This window comes from Streptomyces sp. RLB3-17, from assembly GCF_007113425.2.
Classification (GTDB): domain Bacteria; phylum Actinomycetota; class Actinomycetes; order Streptomycetales; family Streptomycetaceae; genus Streptomyces; species Streptomyces mirabilis_D.
The window spans coordinates 1,993,174-2,011,867 of record NZ_CP041610.2; the positions used below are offsets into that span (position 1 = coordinate 1,993,174).

At 72.6% G+C, this 18,694-nt stretch carries 16 protein-coding genes; 11 read left to right on the forward strand and 5 right to left on the reverse strand.

What is annotated here, in order from left to right:
* Window positions 1-146 precede the first annotated feature (146 nt).
* The 4 genes from FNV62_RS09470 to FNV62_RS09485 all read left to right on the forward strand — a co-directional run bounded on the left by FNV62_RS09470 (window position 147) and on the right by FNV62_RS09485 (window position 4,834).
* Window positions 147-584 (forward strand): DUF6643 family protein, encoded by a 438-nt coding sequence (locus FNV62_RS09470; RefSeq protein ID WP_143600646.1) that lies wholly within the window; start codon window positions 147-149, stop codon window positions 582-584.
* A gap of 68 nt (window positions 585-652) precedes the next feature.
* Window positions 653-1,477, forward strand: coding sequence for an MOSC domain-containing protein (locus tag FNV62_RS09475; protein WP_097283457.1), 825 nt, complete (start codon window positions 653-655; stop codon window positions 1,475-1,477).
* Window positions 1,478-1,634: 157 nt separating this feature from the next.
* Window positions 1,635-2,240 carry a hypothetical protein gene (locus tag FNV62_RS09480; RefSeq protein ID WP_097283458.1) on the forward strand — a complete coding sequence of 202 codons (606 nt, stop codon included), beginning with the start codon at window positions 1,635-1,637 and terminating at the stop codon, window positions 2,238-2,240.
* Window positions 2,241-2,398: 158 nt separating this feature from the next.
* A complete protein-coding gene (locus FNV62_RS09485; RefSeq protein ID WP_060902523.1) occupies window positions 2,399-4,834 on the forward strand; it encodes a right-handed parallel beta-helix repeat-containing protein in 2,436 nt (811 codons plus the stop codon).
* Window positions 4,835-4,868: 34 nt separating this feature from the next.
* Here the strand turns inward: FNV62_RS09485 and FNV62_RS09490 are convergent, their stop codons facing one another.
* Entirely contained in the window at window positions 4,869-7,211 is a 2,343-nt protein-coding gene (locus FNV62_RS09490) for a hypothetical protein (RefSeq protein ID WP_144315064.1), read from the reverse strand.
* 280 nt (window positions 7,212-7,491) lie between these two features.
* On the opposite strand from FNV62_RS09490, the gene FNV62_RS09495 reads away from it, so the two are divergent.
* Entirely contained in the window at window positions 7,492-8,322 is an 831-nt protein-coding gene (locus FNV62_RS09495; protein WP_097283459.1) for a DeoR/GlpR family DNA-binding transcription regulator, read from the forward strand.
* A gap of 80 nt (window positions 8,323-8,402) precedes the next feature.
* Window positions 8,403-8,882, forward strand: coding sequence for an SRPBCC family protein (locus FNV62_RS09500; RefSeq protein ID WP_097283460.1), 480 nt, complete (start codon window positions 8,403-8,405; stop codon window positions 8,880-8,882).
* A gap of 32 nt (window positions 8,883-8,914) precedes the next feature.
* Here FNV62_RS09500 and FNV62_RS09505 read toward each other — a convergent pair whose 3' ends face one another.
* The gene (locus FNV62_RS09505) at window positions 8,915-10,039 is read right to left on the reverse strand and encodes a PLP-dependent cysteine synthase family protein (RefSeq protein WP_054228733.1); all 1,125 of its coding nucleotides are present in this window, start codon (window positions 10,037-10,039) and stop codon (window positions 8,915-8,917) included.
* Between the two features lie 392 nt (window positions 10,040-10,431).
* Here FNV62_RS09505 and FNV62_RS09510 point away from each other — a divergent pair, with 392 nt between their 5' ends.
* Both FNV62_RS09510 and FNV62_RS09515 read left to right on the forward strand, forming a co-directional pair.
* A complete protein-coding gene (locus tag FNV62_RS09510; protein WP_054228734.1) occupies window positions 10,432-10,755 on the forward strand; it encodes a hypothetical protein in 324 nt (107 codons plus the stop codon).
* A gap of 1,329 nt (window positions 10,756-12,084) precedes the next feature.
* Window positions 12,085-12,618 carry an ATP-binding protein gene (locus FNV62_RS09515; RefSeq protein WP_144315066.1) on the forward strand — a complete coding sequence of 178 codons (534 nt, stop codon included), beginning with the start codon at window positions 12,085-12,087 and terminating at the stop codon, window positions 12,616-12,618.
* Between the two features lie 26 nt (window positions 12,619-12,644).
* Here the strand turns inward: FNV62_RS09515 and FNV62_RS09520 are convergent, their stop codons facing one another.
* The 3 genes from FNV62_RS09520 to FNV62_RS09530 are packed head-to-tail and all read right to left on the reverse strand — an operon-like array spanning window position 12,645 to window position 16,266.
* A complete protein-coding gene (locus FNV62_RS09520) occupies window positions 12,645-15,206 on the reverse strand; it encodes an ABC transporter permease (protein WP_144315068.1) in 2,562 nt (853 codons plus the stop codon).
* The gene (locus tag FNV62_RS09525) at window positions 15,203-15,961 is read right to left on the reverse strand and encodes an ABC transporter ATP-binding protein (protein ID WP_143600652.1); all 759 of its coding nucleotides are present in this window, start codon (window positions 15,959-15,961) and stop codon (window positions 15,203-15,205) included. Before FNV62_RS09525 ends, FNV62_RS09520 begins: the two co-directional genes overlap by 4 nt.
* Window positions 15,958-16,266, reverse strand: coding sequence for an SHOCT domain-containing protein (locus FNV62_RS09530; RefSeq protein ID WP_143654541.1), 309 nt, complete (start codon window positions 16,264-16,266; stop codon window positions 15,958-15,960). The genes FNV62_RS09525 and FNV62_RS09530 overlap by 4 nt, the downstream gene beginning before the upstream one ends.
* A gap of 203 nt (window positions 16,267-16,469) precedes the next feature.
* Between FNV62_RS09530 and FNV62_RS09535 the strand changes: the two genes are divergently transcribed.
* The 3 genes from FNV62_RS09535 (at window position 16,470) to FNV62_RS09545 (ending at window position 18,654) form a co-directional block, all read left to right on the forward strand.
* Window positions 16,470-17,042, forward strand: a complete 573-nt coding sequence (locus tag FNV62_RS09535) for a TetR/AcrR family transcriptional regulator (RefSeq protein WP_164657625.1) — start codon at window positions 16,470-16,472, stop codon at window positions 17,040-17,042.
* Between the two features lie 38 nt (window positions 17,043-17,080).
* Window positions 17,081-17,665 (forward strand): DUF4865 family protein, encoded by a 585-nt coding sequence (locus tag FNV62_RS09540; RefSeq protein WP_144315070.1) that lies wholly within the window; start codon window positions 17,081-17,083, stop codon window positions 17,663-17,665.
* 71 nt (window positions 17,666-17,736) lie between these two features.
* Complete coding sequence (locus tag FNV62_RS09545; protein ID WP_225900215.1) at window positions 17,737-18,654, forward strand: phosphotriesterase; 918 nt, start codon at window positions 17,737-17,739, stop codon at window positions 18,652-18,654.
* The last annotated feature ends 40 nt before the right edge of the window (window positions 18,655-18,694 follow it).

An 18,694-nucleotide genomic window follows, 5' to 3' on the forward strand; every position in this document is an offset into this window, starting at 1 on the left:
CTCGGCCTTTACACGATCTGAACCCTGTTTGGCGCCCTTTTTTGCCGAGTTCGCTCGCATTGGGGATCCCGCGTCACTGCCGACACGGAAAACAACCCTCTTATCGGTCTCCCCAACCAGCACATCGTGGGCTTAACTTATGTGCCATGACCTCCCCCCGCTCCACCTATGGCGGCGGTTACTACTCCGCGCCGTCCTTCCCGGACACCCCGATCTACGACTCCCTGGTCGCCGAGCGGGGCACTCCCCAGATCGCCCCGATCCGGGTTCCCGCCGCCTACGACACGGGCAGCAGCTACCTTCCCGCGCTCCCCTCGGCACTTCCCGCCCTGCCCGCCGGCCCCTCGCAGCAGGCCCCCATGTACGGCGGCTACCCGCAGGCCCAACAGCCCGCACCGCTGCAGCAGGCCCCGGCGCCGTACATCCCGCAGCAGGCCGGCCCCCCGCGTGGCTACCCGGGACCCCAGCAGCCGCAGCGCCCGATGGCGGGCACCGGCTACGAGGCCATGCGCCCCGCGGCTCCCCGCCCCGCCCCGGCCCCGTACCAGGACCCGTACAACAACCAGCAGTACCGCGGGTACTGAGGGGCTGAGGTACGCGGGCACCACGGCATTCGGACCGGATTGTCGGTGCCTGCTGGCACGATGGAGTCATGGGGAATGCGGAGCTGCACTCGATCCATGTCCACCCGGTCAAGGCCTTCCGGGCTCTCTCGCCCCGGGAGGCCGTCGTGGAGCCCTGGGGGCTGGCCGGAGACCGACGCTGGGTACTGATCGACGACGGGGGAAAGGTCGTCACCCAGCGTCAGCAACCACGGCTGGCACTGGCCGCCGCCGAGCTGCTGCCCGGCGGTGGCATACGCCTGTCCGCGCCCGGCCGTGAGCCGCTGACCGTCCGCGTGCCCCAGCCGGCCGGCACGACGCCGCTGGATCTCTTCGGCGACAAGCTGGAGGCGGTCCTCGCCGACGCGGACGCGCACGCCTGGTGCAGTGACTATCTGGGGACCGAGGTCCGTCTCCTGCACATGGACGACCCCGCCACGCGCAGGCCGCTGGACCCGGACTACGCGCGTCCGGGCGAGACCGTCAGCTTCGCCGACGGCTATCCCCTGCTGGTCACCACGCTCGCCTCGTTGGACGCGCTCAACTCCTTGATCGCGCAGGGCGACCGCGCCGACGAGGGCCCGCTCCCGATGAACCGTTTCCGGCCGAACGTGGTGGTGGCGGGCACGACGGCATGGGCCGAGGACGGCTGGCGGCGGATCGCCATCGGCGAGGTCGTCTTCCGGGTGCCCAAGATGTGCGGCCGCTGCGTCGTGACCACCACCGACCAGGACACCGCCGAGCGCGGCAAGGAGCCGCTGCGCACGCTCGGACGCCACCGCCGCTTCGGCTCCCAGCTCGTCTTCGGACAGAACCTGGTGCCGGAGTCCCGCGGCACGGTGCGGATCGGCGATCCGGTCACCGTCCTCGAATGACCCGCCCCCGGGAACCCGGGCCCCGGGCACGGTCGTTGAGCGTGTGAGAAGTTCATGAAAGACCCGTGGGAAGGGTGATTTCGCTCTCTCTTTCCCGGGGCTCGCATAGGACGGCTTCGCCGGGGGTTATCACGGAGGCGAAAGGGGGTGCGGGACGGTGCGAGCTATCGGCGGACTCTGGCGTTGGCGGCACAATCCGCTGCGCCGCACGACCGATCTGGTCGAGGCGTGGCTGGCCCTGCTGGCCGTCCTGCTGATCCTCACCCTCGCGCCCCTGCTCGGCGCCCTCACCGGAGCGACGGCCGAGGACGCCCTCCAACAGGCCGTTCGGGACCAGCACCTGGCCCGCCACGAAGTGACGGCCACCGTGGTCGGCAAGGCGGCCCGGGCCCCGCTGGACCCCGATCCCGAGGCCTCGTCGGCGCAGGATCCGCACAGCCGTGTGCTCGCCGACTGGACCGCTCCGGACGGCACGGCGCATCACGGCGAGGTGATAGCCGCCCTCAAGTCACCGCACAAGGGTGACCACTTCACGCTCTGGACCGACGCGCACGGTGACCTGGTCGCCCGCCCGCTGGATTCCGCCACCGCGACGACGCACGCCGTGCTGGCGGGCATCGGCGCGGCCCTGCTCACCGCCGGGCTCCTCGACAGCGGCAGACGTCTGATCGTGTGGCGCATGACCCTTCGCCGGTACGCCCGTTGGGATCAGGCATGGGACAGGGCGGGTCCGGACTGGGGCAGGACGGGCACCGGCAGCTGACCGCCTTCCGGCTACGGTCAACCCACCGTGCCCGCGCACGCTACGGTGGACCGACCGAATCGTTCGGCACCGTCGTGAGAAGCTGTTCTTGATCGCGACGGGGTTTCAGCACGGCCTCGCAGGACCCGCGTACGACGAGGTGGGGGCACAACAGCGCCATGGCACAGGGCACGGTCCAGGTGACGCACACCGGCACCTCGCGGTGGCGGCGCCGCACAGGAGAGTACGCATCGCTGGCCGCCGCCCTGGAGGCCGCGGCCGACGGGGACGTGCTCACCGTCGCACCCGGCACCTACCGGGAGAATCTCGTGGTCCAGCGTGCGGTGACGCTGCGCGGCCCGGAGGGCTCCCCCGGCTCCGTGCGCATCGCGCCGGTGGACGGCGTGCCGCTGACCGTGCGCGCCTCGGCCGTGGTCCAGGACCTGCACGTGGAGGGCCAGGACTCGGCGGCGCCCGCGCTGCTCGTCGAGGAGGGCACCCCGGAGCTCCTCGACGTGCGGATCGTCACGCGCTCCGCGGCCGGCATCGAGGTGCGCGGCGGCGCCCGTCCCACCGTGCGGCGCTGCACGGTCGACAATCCGGCCGGCGTCGGCATCGCCGTACTCGACGGCGGCGGTGGCGTGTTCGAGGAGTGCGAGGTCGTCGCGGCCGGACAGTCCGGCATCGCGGTCCGCGGCGGCGCGCATCCCCGTCTGGAGCGCTGCCGGGTGCACCACGCCTCCGGCGCGGGCCTGTCGGTGACCGGCGAGAACTCCTCACTGGAGGCGGTCGGTTGCGAGGTGTACGAGGTCAAGGGCTCCGGTGTGCAGATCACCGCGCGCGCCGCGGCCCATCTCACCGACTGCGATGTGCACCGCACGACGTCGGACGGCGTCACCCTGGACACGGACGCCGTGCTCACCCTCGCCGACTGCCGCATCCACGACATCCCGGAGAACGCGGTGGACCTGCGTTCCCGCTCGGTCCTCACCCTGACCCGCACCACCGTCCGGCAGTTCGGGCGCAACGGCCTGTCGGTCTGGGACCCGGGCACGCGCGTGGACGCCAACCAGTGCGAGATCTTCGACAGCACGGGCGACTACCCCGCGGTGTGGGTCAGCGACGGCGCGACCGCGGTGCTCGAGTCCTGCCGGGTGCACGACGTGCCCGACGCCCTGTTCGTCCTCGACCGCGGTTCACGCGTGGACGTCGTCGACAGCGACCTCTCCCAAGTGCGCAACACCGCCGTGTCGGTGAGCGACGGCGCGACGGCGCAGCTCGACGACTGCCGTATCCGCGACGCCGCGACGGGCGCCTGGTTCCGTGACCACGGAAGCGGCGGGACCCTGTCCGGCTGCACCGTGGACGGCACCCAGACCGGCGTGATCGTCACCAAGGGCGCCGACCCCACCATCGAGCGCTGCACGGTCGACTCCCCCGCGGAGGCCGGTTTCTACGTGTCGGCGGGTGGCCGCGGCACCTTCCACAACTGCCGGGTGACGGGCAGCGGGGGCTACGGCTTCCATGTCATCGACGGCTGCCGGGCGACGCTGAAGAAGTGCCGTACGGAGCGCTGCGCACGCGGGGGTTACGAGTTCGCCGACGGCGGCAACGCACCGGGAGGCGGCCCGGTCGTCGAGGACTGCACGAGCGACGAGAGCGCCGGAGTGCGCCCCCTGGCGCACGAGACGGCCGTACAGACGTCCAACCCGTCCACGAGCCTGCTCGGCGCGATCCCGGGCCAGCGCACCACCGAGCAGGAACCGCTCGTCACCGCCTCGGAGCCCGAACCCGCGCAGCCGGCCCGTACCCCGAAGGTCGTCCTCGGCGAACTCGACGGGCTGGTGGGCCTGGACAGCGTCAAGCGCGAGGTGCGAGCCCTCACCGACATGATCGAGGTGGGCCGCCGCAGACAGCAGGCGGGCCTCAAGGCGGCCTCCGCCCGCCGCCACCTGGTCTTCACCGGCTCCCCCGGCACCGGCAAGACGACGGTGGCCCGCCTGTACGGCGAGATCCTGGCCTCGCTCGGTGTCCTGGAGAAGGGGCACCTGGTCGAGGTGTCCCGCGTCGACCTGGTGGGCGAGCACATCGGCTCCACGGCGATCCGCACCCAGGAGGCGTTCGACCGGGCGCGCGGCGGTGTCCTGTTCATCGACGAGGCGTACGCGCTGTCGCCGGAGGACTCGGGCCGCGACTTCGGCCGCGAGGCCATCGACACGCTCGTGAAGCTGATGGAGGACCACCGGGACGCGGTCGTCGTGATCGTCGCGGGCTACACGGCCGAGATGGAGCGCTTCCTCAGCGTCAACCCCGGTGTGGCGTCCCGCTTCTCACGGACCATCACCTTCAGCGACTACGTCCCCGAGGAGCTGCTGCGGATCGTGGAGCAGCAGGCCGAGGAGCACGAGTACAGCCTGGCGCCCGGCGCGCCCGAGGCGCTGCTGAAGTACTTCACGGCCATCCCCAAGGGCCCGGCGTTCGGCAACGGCCGCACCGCGCGGCAGACCTTCGAGGCGATGGTCGAGCGGCACGCGGGGCGGGTCGCCCAGCTCGACGAGCCGAGCACGGACGACCTCACGCTGCTCTACCCCGAGGACCTGCCGGAGCTGCCCTGAGTCTCCCCGCGTGGACGGGCGGTCGCCCTCGCCCTCAGGCCGTGGCGTCGCCGTCGGCACGGGGGCCCGGTACCGCCTCCGGCCGCAGCCGGGCCAGCAGCCGTTCGCGTTCCTCGGCGAAGGCCGGGTCCGCCTGGTAGTCCCCGTGTCCGAGGATCGGCGCGGGCAGCGGATGCTCCTGGGTGCGTCCGTAGGCGAGCGGGTCCTTCAGGGGCGCGCGGTCGACCTGGGGGCCGCAGTCGCCGGGCAGCCGAACGGGGCCGCCGATGGGGTCGGTGAGGCGGTACAGGTTGCGCCAGCAGTCGACCTCCCGGTGCAGCGAGGTGAGGGCGGCCGGGCCGAAGTGGGCCGGGAACCAGCGCCCGTAGAGCCGTTCCAGTGGAGAGCCGTAGGTGAGCAGCGCGACCCGCCTGCGTACGGAGGGCTTCAGCTGCCAGGCCGCGGCGGCGGCCAGCACACTGCCCTGGGAGTGCCCGGAGAGCACCAGGCGCCCGCCGGTGGCCCGGGTCCAGGTGACCATGCGCCACGTCAGGTCGGGCACGGCACGCTCGGCGTAGCAGGGCGGCGCGAAGGGGTGGGCGGCGCGCGGCCAGAAGGTGCCGACGTCCCAGAGGATGCCGATGGTGCGGCGGGCCGCCTGGTCCTTGTAGGCGCGCCGCCCCGAAGTGACGAGAAGGATGAAGCCGAGGCCGATCAGCCAGGACCCGAGCGCCTGCGCGGCTTCGGCGGCGCCTCGGACGAAGGCGTACGACCCTCGCGCGGCCTGCGCCGGGGCGTCACCGGTGGTCAGGACGCCCACCAGGGCTCCGGCGCCGAGGAGCAGGGTCACGAACGAGATCACGCCGACCATGAGGGGCGCCCGGTCGGTGAGGGCGGCCATCGCGCGTGTGCTCGCGATACGGCCGGTACGGGTGGTGTCCTTGGCCTCGCCGAGGTAGTCGAGTTCCACCGCGCGCGTCTCGACGGCGCGCAGCCGCCAGGTGCGCAGGGCCAGCCTGCCACACAGGCCGAGGAGCACGAGGAGCGTCGGCGGGATCACGGACGCCTGCCAGGTCAGCAGGACGGGCGGGCCGGGCAGCGAGCCGCGCGTGCCGTCCAGCCAGTCGGCGACGCGCTGCGCGACTCCGCCGGACATCACGCCGCCCAGGGCGCAGGCCAGCATCGCGACGGCGGGTCCGGCCAGACCACGCAGGGCGGTGCGCGGATCGGGCCTGGTGCGGTACAGAACGCGGGCCACCACGCCGAGCGTGATGACGAGCAGCCCCTGGGCGAGGGCGAGGCCTCCGAAGGTCGTGTCGCCCGGCAGCCGCCCCGTCGAGTGCCAGCCGGGCCGTGACCATCCGGCGTACAGCAGGGTGAGGGCGAACAGGACGATCGAGCCCAGGGGCAGCCCTCGCACGAGCGTGGCGTCCAGTTCCTGGTCCAGCCGGTGTTCGCTGCGCCCGCGCCGACAGACCACCCACAGCACCACGACCGCGCCGACGACGAGCGCTGCGTACAGCAGCAGGCCGAGGATCCCGAGCACGGCGGGTCCCCCGGCCTCCCGGTCGAAGCGGGCCGCGGGGCCGCCGACGGCGGCGGTGACGGTGAGGAGTCCCGCCGCGGTGTGCGCGGCGCGCAGCCGGGCGACCAGACGGCGCCCGTACCAGAAGCCGGGCCTGCCGAGTCCGGTGCGGCCGGTCTCCTCGGCGGGCTCGGGCCTGCGGGACACGGGTTGCTGGGACTCGTACGCGCTCCAGGTGCGGTGCGAGAGGTACCAGAGCAGGCAGGTGAGACCCGCGGGCACCAGGGCGGCCAGGGCGAGGCGGCGGCCGGGCCGGCTCCACCAGCCGTTGTCGGACAGCTCCGGGGAGAGGAAGCCGAGCCACGAGTGCGCCTCGGCGCACGCGCGGGTGCCCGCGCACTGCCAGGCGGTCAGGTCGAGGGCGACCTCGCAGGCCGCGGCGACCAGCAGCACGGTGAGGGTGAGCCCTGCCAGCCGGACGAGCAGGCCGTACAGGCGGACCGTCCGGGTGCGGCCGCGGGTGGCGGGACGCATCCAGTGCGCGAGGTTGACGACCATGAAGGGCAGCAGCAACAGCCACAGGGCCCGGGTGCCGTTGCCGGAGGTGAGGTTGCACCACACATAGGCCTCGGGGACCGGTTTGCCCCGGTAGTCGTCGGGGCGCCGCTCCGCGTCGGCGTCGTCGACGCGCCGGTAGACGGCCGCGGTGTCGTCGCCGCTGATCCGGACCGTCCGCGGATCGTCCAGCATCTCCTCGGGTGTGGTGCCCCCGACTCCGTGGACCAGGAGTTCGAGGGCGGTATCGGCCGCTTCGGGCCGCTGTGCGGGGCCGCTGAGCTTTCCCGCCGAGGCGTGTTCCCGTGCACGTTCCACTTTTCTGCACTTCCCCCGTGCGCGCGTCTGGCATGTGTCATGTGCAGGCACAAGGATCTCCGTTCAGGGGTGCGCGCGCACCTGTGGTCACGGAATCTCCCCGATACGTGTGACAGTGACGCGACGGGCGGGACGCGGTGTCCTTGCGGGGAGTGGCGCACGTGTCGGTGGCCCGTGCGAGGATGGGTCGTCCTCCAGGCCTAGGACAAGGAGAATGTCCACGTGGGAGTGGGTTCGGACGGAGTGTCGGGCAGCTTGTGGCGCAAGGATCGGAGCGGACGTGAGTGAGAATCAGAACCTTCTCGCGGAGCAGCGTCGGGCCCTGATTCTCGACGAGGTACGGCGCCGGGGCGGCGTCCGCGTGAACGAGCTGACCCGCAGGCTGGGCGTCTCCGACATGACGGTCCGTCGTGACCTCGACGCGCTCGCCCGCCAGGGCGTGGTGGAGAAGGTGCACGGCGGCGCGGTGCCGCTGGTGGAAGCGAGTACGCACGAGCCTGGTTTCGAGGCCAAGTCGGGCCTGGAACTGACCGCCAAGGAGGACATCGCGCGGGTCGCCGCCGAGCTGGTCGCGCCGGGCACGGCGATCGCGCTCTCGGGCGGTACGACGACGTACGCGCTGGCGCATCAGCTCCTTGACGTGCCGGACCTGACCGTGGTCACCAACTCGGTGCGGGTCGCCGATGTCTTCCACTCGGCGCAGCGCCTCTCCGGCCAGCGGCAGGGCGCGGCCACGGTCGTGCTGACGGGCGGGGTGCGCACCCCGTCGGACTCGCTGGTCGGCCCCGTGGCCGACCAGGCCATCGCGGCGCTCCACTTCGACGTGCTGTTCCTCGGGGTGCACGGGATATCGGTCGAGGCGGGCCTGTCGACGCCGAACCTGGCGGAGGCCGAGACCAACCGGCGGCTGGTGCAGTCCGCACGGCGGGTCGTCGTGGTCGCCGACCACACCAAGTGGGGCACGGTGGGTCTGAGTTCGTTCGCCGCGCTGGACCAGGTCGACACGCTGGTCACCGACGCCGGGCTGCCGGCGGAGGCGCGGGCGGAGGTCTCCGAACACCTGCGGCGCCTGGTGGTTGCCGGAGAGCCCGAGGACGGTACAGACATCTGACGGTCCGCCAGCTAAGGTGACGCTGCCCGCGGCTCTCTACGCGGGACCGGAGGCTCCGTTCCCAGGTGGGGGTTTCGTCCATGGCACGCCGTCTTCGCCCGGTGGGGCTCGACTTCGCCGAGACCGCTCCCCTGCGTCTGGTGTTCGCCCGCGAGGTGGCGGCCCCTCCCGAGGTGGTCTTCCGCGCGCTGGCCGAGGACGTGCCCGGCTGGAGCGAGTGGTTCTCGGCGGTGACACTCGCCCGGCCGACCGGGGACGGCGCCGGGCGGGAGATCCGGCTCCGGGGCGGTACGCGCTTCCAGGAAACGGTCCTCGCGGCCGAGGCCCCCGAGGTCTACGCGTACCGGGTGGACGTCTCGAACGCGCCCGGCCCCCGGGCCCTGGTCGAGGAGTGGCGGCTGACTCCGGCCGGGAAGGGCACCCGGGTCCAGTGGACCTTCGCCGTCGACGGCGCGGCCCCGTTCCGGCTGGCCCTGAAACTGGGCCGGGCGGGGCTGGGCCGCGCGTTCCGCCAGGCGGTGACGGCGCTGGACCGACGGCTGGCGTCGACGCACGCGTGAGGACCAGGTCCGCCTGAGAGCGCGCCCCGAGGTCAGTCCGGCCAGACGCCCGTCTGGAGCAGGGCCGCGATCGCCGCGGTGTAGGGCGCGATGTCCAGCCCCTGTTCGGCCAGCCACCCGTCCGAGTAGTACTTGTCGAGATAGCGGTCCCCGGGGTCGCAGAGCAGCGTCACCACGCTCCCCTTGCGCCCCTCGGTCACCATCTCGGCGACGATCTTCAGCGCGCTCCACAGCCCGGTGCCGGTCGAGCCGCCCGCCTTGCGGCCGATGGCCTGTTCCAGTGCCCGTACGGCCGCCACGCTCGCGGCGTCCGGCACCTTCATCATCCGGTCGATCGCGCCCGGCACGAAGCTCGGCTCCATACGGGGCCTGCCGATGCCCTCGATACGCGAGCCGCAGTCGCAGGTGACGTCCGGATCGCCGGTGGTCCAGCCCTCGAAGAAACACGAGTTCTCCGGGTCGGCGACGCAGATTCGGGTGTCGGCCTGCATGTAGTGCACGTAGCGCGCGAGGGTCGCCGAGGTACCGCCGGTGCCGGCCGTGGCGACGATCCACGCGGGCTCCGGGAAACGCTCCAACTCCAGCTGGCGGAAGATGGATTCGGCGATGTTGTTGTTGCCGCGCCAGTCCGTGGCCCGTTCCGCATAGGTGAACTGGTCCATGTAGTGGCCGCCGGTCTCGACCGCGAGGGCGGCGGACTCCTCGTACATCCTGCGGGAGTCGTCCACGAAGTGGCACTGGCCGCCGTGGAACTCGATCAGACGGCACTTCTCGGCGCTCGTGGTGCGCGGCATGACCGCGATGAAGGGCACGCCGATCAGCTTCGCGAAGTACGCCTCGGAGACCGCGGTCGAGCCGCTGGACGCCTCGATCACCGGGCGGCCCGGCCTGATCCAGCCGTTGCAGAGCCCGTACAGGAAGAGTGAGCGGGCCAGGCGGTGCTTGAGGCTGCCGGTGGGGTGGGTCGACTCGTCCTTCAGGTAGAGGTCGATACCCCACGCCTCGGGCAGCGGGAAGCGCAGCAGGTGGGTGTCCGCCGAGCGGTTCGCGTCGGCCTGGACTTTACGGACGGCTTCTTTGAGCCAGGTCCGGTACCGCGCGTCGCTGTGGTCGACGTCGAGGGTTTCGCCGGTCCGGATCTGCTGAGGGGTGCTCACGGCGGGGCTCCTAACGCATCGCGCCGACGCCGGTTCAGATGGTCGGACGCCTCGATCATAAACACCTTGCGCACGCTTCTCACCTGCATAAACATACCTTTGAGCACCTCAAAGGCACCCCTGGAGCAGGGGTGTCCGAAGCGACGGGGGCGCACCCGGGCGAGTGCTCCCGTCCCCGCCGTCACCTCGTCGTGCGCACTGGTGCTCGCCGCTGCCTGCGGGCAGACTGCACCGCAGGGCACGCGGCCCGCGTCCGACCGCGCCGCGCGGGATGACACTCCCGGAGCGGTCGCGCGCACCGGAGCACGACCCGCGCGACATCCGGGCCCGGGACGCGGGACAGAGCGACACGGAACAGAGCACAGCCGACGCGCACAAGGGGGCGGAGCATCATGGCGGAGCCGGAGTTCACGGCCACGGGCGTGCGGATCGGGAAGAGGCTGCGGTCGCTCACCCGGGCCGGACAGGTCCGGATCAGCGACGGCAGGCTGGAGTTGCTGACGAGTTACGGCAGCGAGATCGACAGTGCGCCGGTGCAGGCGGTGCGGGCGTCGAAGCCGTGGTTCGCGCCCGAGGACCGGGCGTTGGCCGACGTCAACGGCACCCGCTATTCGCTCACGCTCGGCGAGCACGATCCCGCGCCGGGCAAGCCGGGGCCGCCGTCGGCGCGCCGGTTCATCGAGGCGGTTCGCAGGGCGGCGGGGCGCAACGGCTGAGTCGGCCGCGCGGCAACCGACACGGGAGCCTTCGGTTCGCCACCGGCAAGGGCCGACACAGGCACCCACGACTCGCGACCGGCGGCGCCCTGCGCGCAGGCCTTCGACCTCCGGCCGACGGCCGCCTACCGGGCACCCCCGAGCGCGCTACCAGCGACGCTCGCGATCCGCGTCGGTCGACACGCGGGCCCCGGGCCCGCACCCCCAGGTCGCCGGCCCGAGCAGCCCCGGCCCGCAACCGGCGACGGCGACCGGGCGAGCCTCGGACGTCCCACCGTCGACGTCCGGCACGAACGCGCTCACCACCGCCGCCCACAGCCGACCGACAACGCCCGGGCTCGGGCCCGCAGCCGACGATCCCCGGACCGGGGAGTCCCGATGTCGGGCCCCTCGGTCGACGAGAACCGAAGGCACACCCCGAACGCGCGCCCGGCGAAACCCGACGCGGGACCCGGCGCGACAGCCGCCCACGCACAACCACCAACGGCCCACGGGAAGGCAGTCGGCCCACGACCGCCGACGGCCCACAACCAAGCCCTGGACCCGGAGCCGCCCGGCGCGCAAGCCCTGGGCCGACAACCACCCGAGCCCGATCCAGAACCCTCCGGCCCACGCCCGGCCAAACCCGATGCGAGAACCACCCGCGCGCAACCGCCGACCGCCGACGGGGCAGCCCTGGACCGACGGTCGGCGACGGCCGGCGACGAACCCCTGGACTCCCCGCCGACTAAGCCCGGCTACGGATCCTCCGGCCCTCACTCGGCAAAGCCCGGGCTGGAGGCCACCCGCCGACGGTCGGCCACGGCCGGCCGAAAAGCCTCAGGCTCCCCACCGGCCCACCCCGGACCGCGAGCCTCCGGCCCCCGCACGGCACAGCCCGGGGTGGGAGCCACCAGACCGCGGGCGGAGGGCTTCGGGGCGCGTGTGGCGAGGGGTGGTGCCGGGGGAATCGGTCGGCTGCGGCCGACGCGAAACCGGTCCGGGATCAGCGCCCTCGGCGCGGCAGCCCCCGTTCGCGGTGGGTGACGTGCGGTGCGTGCGCGAGCGATTCCGGGCCCGCGGCGGTGAACGATGAACCCCGGACCGCCCGACGCCGCCGCTCAGGCGAGACCCCCGCCCCGCGACGGCTCGGGCCGGAGCGGACCGCACCGCGAGTTGCGGGACCGCACCCCCTGAGTCACGCTGTTCTCACATCATCACTCTGGGTTCACCGGCGATAACGCTACGAATCAGTCCGCCGGTCATTGCAGCAGGCGGCCGTTCCACTCAGCCACTCTGCTGGATCCGATCTCCGTCTTCTTCCGGACCTCAATTCGGGGAGTCGCAGCCGTGATCAGCCAGCCAAGCAGGCATTGCACGGTGGAGCTCCAAGCCCTGCCGTCGCGGATCGGCCAGGTCCGCAGAATCCTTTCTGCGCAGTTGCGCTACTGGCATCAGGACCCCTTGATAGACCGGGCCGCGCTCGGAGTGACCGAGCTGCTGACCAACGTTCACCGGCACGCCCAGCCGGACAAGGTGTGCACCGTGGAGATCGAGCTGCTGCTCGACCGGCTCACGGTCTCGGTGCACGACCACGACCCCCGCCTGCCCGAGGTACAGGACGTGGACCCCACGGCCACCTGCGGACGCGGTCTCGCGATGATCGCCGCGGTGAGCGAGAGCTGGGGCGTGCGTCCGGACGGCGAGTCGGGCAAGGTCGTGTGGTTCTCCCTGCCTGCGACCTCGCCCGCGGTGGCGGAGCCCGTGCTTCCTCCGTACGAACAGGCTCGCGAGACCACGCGCCGACACACCGTCGCCCCGCTCGACCCCCTCGACGAACGCCGGCCCGAACACGCTCCCGCCCGGTCCGCCGTTGCCGGCTGACCGGGCGGTGACCCCCGTCTCGTACGTCACTCGGTGGCGATGGCGCGCAGCACGTCCAGGCGTGCTGCCCGCCGGGCCGGGCGCAGCCCCGCGAGGGCTCCCGCCGCCAGGCCCACGAGCGCCACCACGACGAGCCGCACGGGCGGGATCGCGAAGGCGAAGGCACTGTCCGACGCTCCGTCGGAGGCCTCGACGAGCACCCAGCCCAGGAAGGCACCGAGGGCCAGTCCGCCCGCCGTTCCGAAGGCGGCGACGAGGACCGACTCCCAGCGGACCATGGCGCGCAGCTGCGCCCGGGTCTGCCCGACCGCCCGCAGCAGACCCAGTTCACGGGTGCGCTCGTGGATCGCGAGGGTGAGCGTGTTGGCGATGCCCAGCAGGGCGATGAGCACCGCGAGTGCGAGCAGCGCGTAGACCAGGGTGAGCATCATGTCGATGCCGCCGGCCGAGGACCGCGCGTACTCGTCGCGGGTCTGCACCTCGAGGTTGCCGTACCGCGCGGCCACCTTCTCGACGGCCGCCTTGCCGTCGGCCGTACCGACGCCGTTCTTGAAGGTGACGGCGACGAGCGAGTCGGAGTCCTGGGTGCGGTGCGGGGCCCAGGCGGCGCGGGTGATGACGTAGTCGCCGGCGAGCTCGGAGCGGCCGTAGACCGCGCGGACGGTGAAGTTCTCGCGCCTGCCGTCGGTGAAGGTGAGCCGGGCGATGTCGCCGGTCGTGAGGTGCTGAGCCGCGGCCTCCTTCCGGGTGAGCGCGATGCCGTCGGTGCCCAGGTCGTCGAGCGAGCCGCGCACCTCACCGAGGTCGAACACCTTGCCGAGTGTGACCGGGTCGGTGACGGTCAGCGCCCGCCCCTTGCCGTTGACCTGGGCGACCCCGCGGCCGAGGCCGACCGCGTACCGGACGGCCGGCTGCCGCGCGATCGCGGGAGCCAGCTCGGGGCTCAGCCCGCTGCCGCCCGCGCCGAAGGACGGGGTGCTTACGGCGATGTCGCCCGCGAAGGAACGGGAGACCGTCTGGTCCATGGTGGCCTTCAGCGAGGCGCCGAAGACCGTGAACAGCGAGACGACGGCGACGCCGATCATCAGGGCGCTCGCGGTGGCGGCGGTCCGCTTCGGGCTGCGCAGCGCGTTGCGCCGGGCCAGGCCGCCGGTGACACCGCGCAGCGTGTCGAGGGGGGCGCCGAGTGCTCGTACGGCGGCTGACGACGCCACGGGTCCGAGGACCACGAAGGCGGCGAGGGCGAGTACGGCGCCGAGGCCCGCGAGCCACAGCGACGGGCTCACCAGTACGCCGGTCAGGGTGGTGCCCACCGCGAGCACGGCCAGCGCCGCACCCACGATCGCCCTCCCCCGTGAGGCCCCGGACCCGTCGACGGCCGTCTCGCGCAGCGCGGCGAGCGGCGCGGTGCGTCCGGCGCGTACGGCGGGCAGCAGTGCAGAGCCCAGGCAGACCACGACGCCGACCGCGAGCGGCAGCAGCATGGACAGACCGCTGATCACCAAGCCGCCCTGGGGGAAGGGGAACCCGATGGCGGGGAACAGCGCCTGCAGGCCGGCCGCGATCCCGATGCCGCCCGCGAGGCCGACGGCCGACGCGGTCACCGCGACCACGCTCGCCTCGACCAGGGACGAGGCGGTGACCTGGCGGCGGGAGGCGCCCAGGGCACGCAACAGGGCGTTCTCGCGGGTGCGTTGGGCGACGACGATCGCGAAGGTGTTGTGGATGGAGAAGGTCGCGACCAGCAGCGCGATGCCGGAGAAGACGAGGAGGAAGGTGGTGAAGATGTTCAGGAACTGGCTGGAGATCATGTCGGTGTTCTCCCGCGCCGACTCCTGGCCGGTGATCGCCTCGACTCCCTTGGGCAGGACGGGAGTCAGGTCCGCGACGAGCTCGGCCTGACCGACCCCGGGACCGGCCCGCACCCGGATGTTCGCCGCCTCGCCGGGCTTCGCGGTGAGGTACTTCTCGGCGTCGGCCTGCGTCATCCCGGTGAACGTCACCTGCGCCATGCCGTCCTCGCCACCGAAGGTCGCGAGGCCCACGATCGTCACCTTGACGGGACCGGGGGTGCGCAGGGTGGTCGTGTCGCCGATCTTCAGGCCGCCCTTCTTCGCGGCGCCCCGGTTGACGACGACCTCCCCGGACTTCGACGGGGCGTGACCCGCGGCGAGTTGGTACGGGTTGAGCTTCGGGTCGGTGATCCAGTTGCCGGCGAGGGTGGGCGGGCCCTGGCCGCCGACGGGCTTGCCGTCGCTGCCGACGAGTTGGCCCGCGCCCTGGATGTCGGGGGCGGCGGCCGCGACGCCGGGAACCCGCTCGACGGTCTTGACCAGGGCGGTGTCGACCGGTTGGCGCACACCCTGGCTCTCACCGGGCGTCGTGATGGCGTCGGCGCTGCGGACGACCGCGTCGGTGCCCTTCGTGGCGTCGCCGAACAGCGTGCTGAAGCTCGCTCGCAGCGTGTCGCCCATGACCAGCGTTCCGGCCAGGAAGGCGACACCGAGGAGCACCGCCAGGAACGTACCGGCGAAGCGGCGTTTGTGGGCGCGCAGGGAGGACACGCTCAGGCGCACGGAGGCGTTCACGACCGCCCGCCTTTGGCGTCGAACGCCTTCATCCGGTCGAGGACCTTGTCGGCCGTCGGGGACTCCATCCGGTCCACGAGGCGTCCGTCGGCGAGGAAGACGACCTCGTCGGCGTGTGCGGCCGCCACCGGGTCGTGCGTGACCATGACGACCGTACGGTCCATCCGGCGCACCGCCCTGCCGAGGAGGTTCAGGACCTCCTCGCCGGAGCGGGAGTCGAGGTTGCCGGTGGGTTCGTCGGCGAAGACGACGTCGGGACGGCCTGCGAACGCCCGGGCCACGGCGACGCGTTGCTGCTGTCCGCCGGAGAGTTCGGCGGGGCGGTGGTGGAGCCGGTCGCGCAGGCCGACGACGTCGACGAGCGCGTCGATCCACTCGCGGGAGCCCTTCGTCCCGGCGAGGTCCAGGGGCAGCGTGATGTTCTCGGCGACGGTCAGCGTCGGGATCAGGTTGAACGCCTGGAAGACGAAGCCGACACGGTCGCGGCGCAGCAGGGTGAGACGGCGGTCGTCCAGCGTGCTCAGCGGGGTGTCGCCGATGAACGCGACGCCCGAGGTGAGCGTGTCCAGGCCCGCCGCGCAGTGCATCAGGGTGGACTTGCCGGAGCCCGAGGGGCCCATGATCGCGGTGAAGCGTCCGGCCGGGAAGCCGACGCTCACCCCGTCCAGGGCCCTGACGGCGGTGTCGCCGCTGCCGTACACCTTGACGGCGTCGGCGACACCCGCGGCATGACGCGTCGTGATGGCGGTCGTCATGCCGCTCCTCCCTTGCCCGGGCGGCCGAACTGCTCGTCCAGGACGGACAGTCGGCGCCAGTACTCGTCCTCGTCGATCTCACCGGTGGCGAAGCGACGGCCGAGCAGCGCGATCGGCGAGTCGCCCGTCTGGCGGGAGTCGCGGGGCGGCCCGAAGTCGCCCATGGTGCGCCACGGTCCGCGGCGCCCGCGCCCCACGGTGCGGCGCAGGACCGTCACGACGCCGATCACGACGGCCGCCCAGATCAGCGGGAAGAACAGGATCCACGGGCCGGGGCCGCCGTCCCAGTTCGCCAGGGTCTGCATGTCGAGTCATCTCCTAGAGGAGCAGTTGTAGGTGGGAGCTGTTGCGATGCATCGAGACTCGCTCCGGCAGGGGGCCCGAGTCGTCGTACGGCCAGCGGCCGTTCCCGTACCTCCGGGGGAGTACGCGGGGCGCCATCGCCTGCTTCCTCAGTCCGCCTCTTATCGCCCTCGACTTTGTACCTACTAGTATGTACAGTGCGTTCATGAGCACTCCGGAGCGGCTGATCGAGTCCACGCGTGAGCTGTTGTGGGAGCGCGGTTACGTGGGCACCAGCCCCAAGGCGATCCAGGAGCACGCGGGCGCCGGGCAGGGCAGCATGTACCACCACTTCAAGGGCAAGCCCGATCTCGCCCTGGCCGCGATCCGACGCACCGCCGAGGAACTGCGGGCTGCTGCCGAGGGCGTACTGGGCGCGCCCGGTTCGCCCTACGAGCGCGTCGAGGCGTATCTGCGCCGGGAGCGAGACGTCCTGCGCGGCTGTCCGGTCGGGCGGCTGACGATGGACCCGGACGTGATCGCCAGTGTGGAGCTGCGCGCCCCCGTCGACGAGACGATCGACTGGCTGCGCGAGCGACTGGCCGGGATCGTCGAAGAGGGCAAGGAACAGGGGCAGTTCGCCCCGTCGCTGGACGCCGAGGAGATCGCCGCGACGATCCTCGCGACCGTCCAGGGAGGCTATGTGCTCGCGCGCGCCTCCGGCTCCCCGGACGCCTTCGACACGGCCGTCCGCGGACTGCTGGCCCTGCTCTCCCCCGCCGGTCACGGCCTCGGCTGAAGACCTGAAGGCCTGAAGGCCCGTCAAGGAGGCATGCGATGCACGCGACGCAGTACGAACTGACGTTACCCGCCGACTACGACATGGGGATCGTCCGCGCCCGGGTCTCCCGCGTCGGACACCTTCTCGACGACTGGGAGGGGCTCGGTTTCAAGACGTATCTGATGCGTGAGCGCGGGGTGCACGGCTCGCCGGTCAACCAGTACGCGCCCTTCTACCTCTGGAACACCGTCGAGGGCATGAACTCCTTCCTCTGGGGCGGCGCCTTCCAGGGGCTCGTCGATGACTTCGGGCGGCCGGTGGTGCAGAACTGGACGGGCCTCGCGTACGAGGAGGGCGGCGGCGTCGGCGCCTCGGCCCAGGTCGCGGTGCGGCGACGGCAGCCCGTACCGGAGGGCGTCGACCTGGCCGAGGCGATGACGGACGCCGCGGCGGAGACGGAGCGGCTGGCCTCGCTCGACGGCGCGGTGTGCGCGGCCACAGCCGTCGACCCGCGCCACTGGGAGCTGGTCCACTTCTCCCTCTGGGACCACGACACGCCCAAGGCTCTTGGCGAGGTCTTCCAGGTGCTGCACGTGTCGGCCCCCGGGCGCGACCGGCTGCCCCGGGGCCGGCAGTGGTGAGCCCTGCCCCCGCGAGCCCCGCGAGCCCCGATGGTGCCGTCCCCGCGAGGGTCCGTACGGTCCTCGGAGACGTGCCGCCCGAGCACCTCGGGGTGTGCGACGCCCATGACCACCTCTTCTTCGGCAGTCCCGCGCTCCCCGGCCAGGAACTGCGCGACGCGTCCGCCGCGCGGGCCGAACTGGCCGCGTTCCGCGAGCAGGGCGGCGGGAGCGTGGTGCAGTGGACGCCGTACGGACTGGGCCGGCGCGCCGCGGACCTGCCGCTGCTCTCCCGTGACACCGGGGTCCATGTGGTCGCCGCGACGGGCCTGCACCAAGCGGTCCACCATCCACCGGAGTCGCTCCACGAACTGCGCGGCAGGCTGACCGACGTCTTCGTCTCCGAACTCACCTCCGGCATCGGCACGTCCGGGGTCCGGGCCGGACTCGTCAAGGTCGCGGGCGGCTTCCACGCGCTCGACGGGCACGCCCGCTGGACGATGACCGCGGCGGCCGAGGCGCACCACGCCACGGGCGCGCCGATCGCCGTGCACCTGGAGCTCGGCACGGCCGCGCTCGACGTACTCGACCTGCTGTGCGGCGCGTTGGCGGTGCCGCCGCACCGGGTGATCCTGGGTCACCTCAACCGCTCCCCGGACCTCGTGGTGCAGCGCCAGGCCGCCGAGGCGGGCGCCTACCTCGCCTTCGACGGCCCTTCCCGTGCGCACCACGCCACCGACTGGCGCATGCCGGACGCCGTACGCGCCCTGGCAGACGCCGGTTTCGGCGATCGCCTGCTGCTCGGCGCCGACACGACGACCGCGGCGGCGCGCTCGGTCAACGGCGGCCCCGGGATGCCGTATCTGCTGCGCCGGGTGCGCCCACGGCTCGCACTGGCCCTGGGTGCGGAACTCGTGGAGCGCGTCTTCACCCAGAACCCCGCCCGGGCGCTCGCCGTGGAGTGGCGCGGCACGCCACCCCGTCCGCCGCGGGTGCCGGACGCCGCCTAGGCCCTGTGGAGTCTGATGACGCCGAGGACGTGAGGGGGCC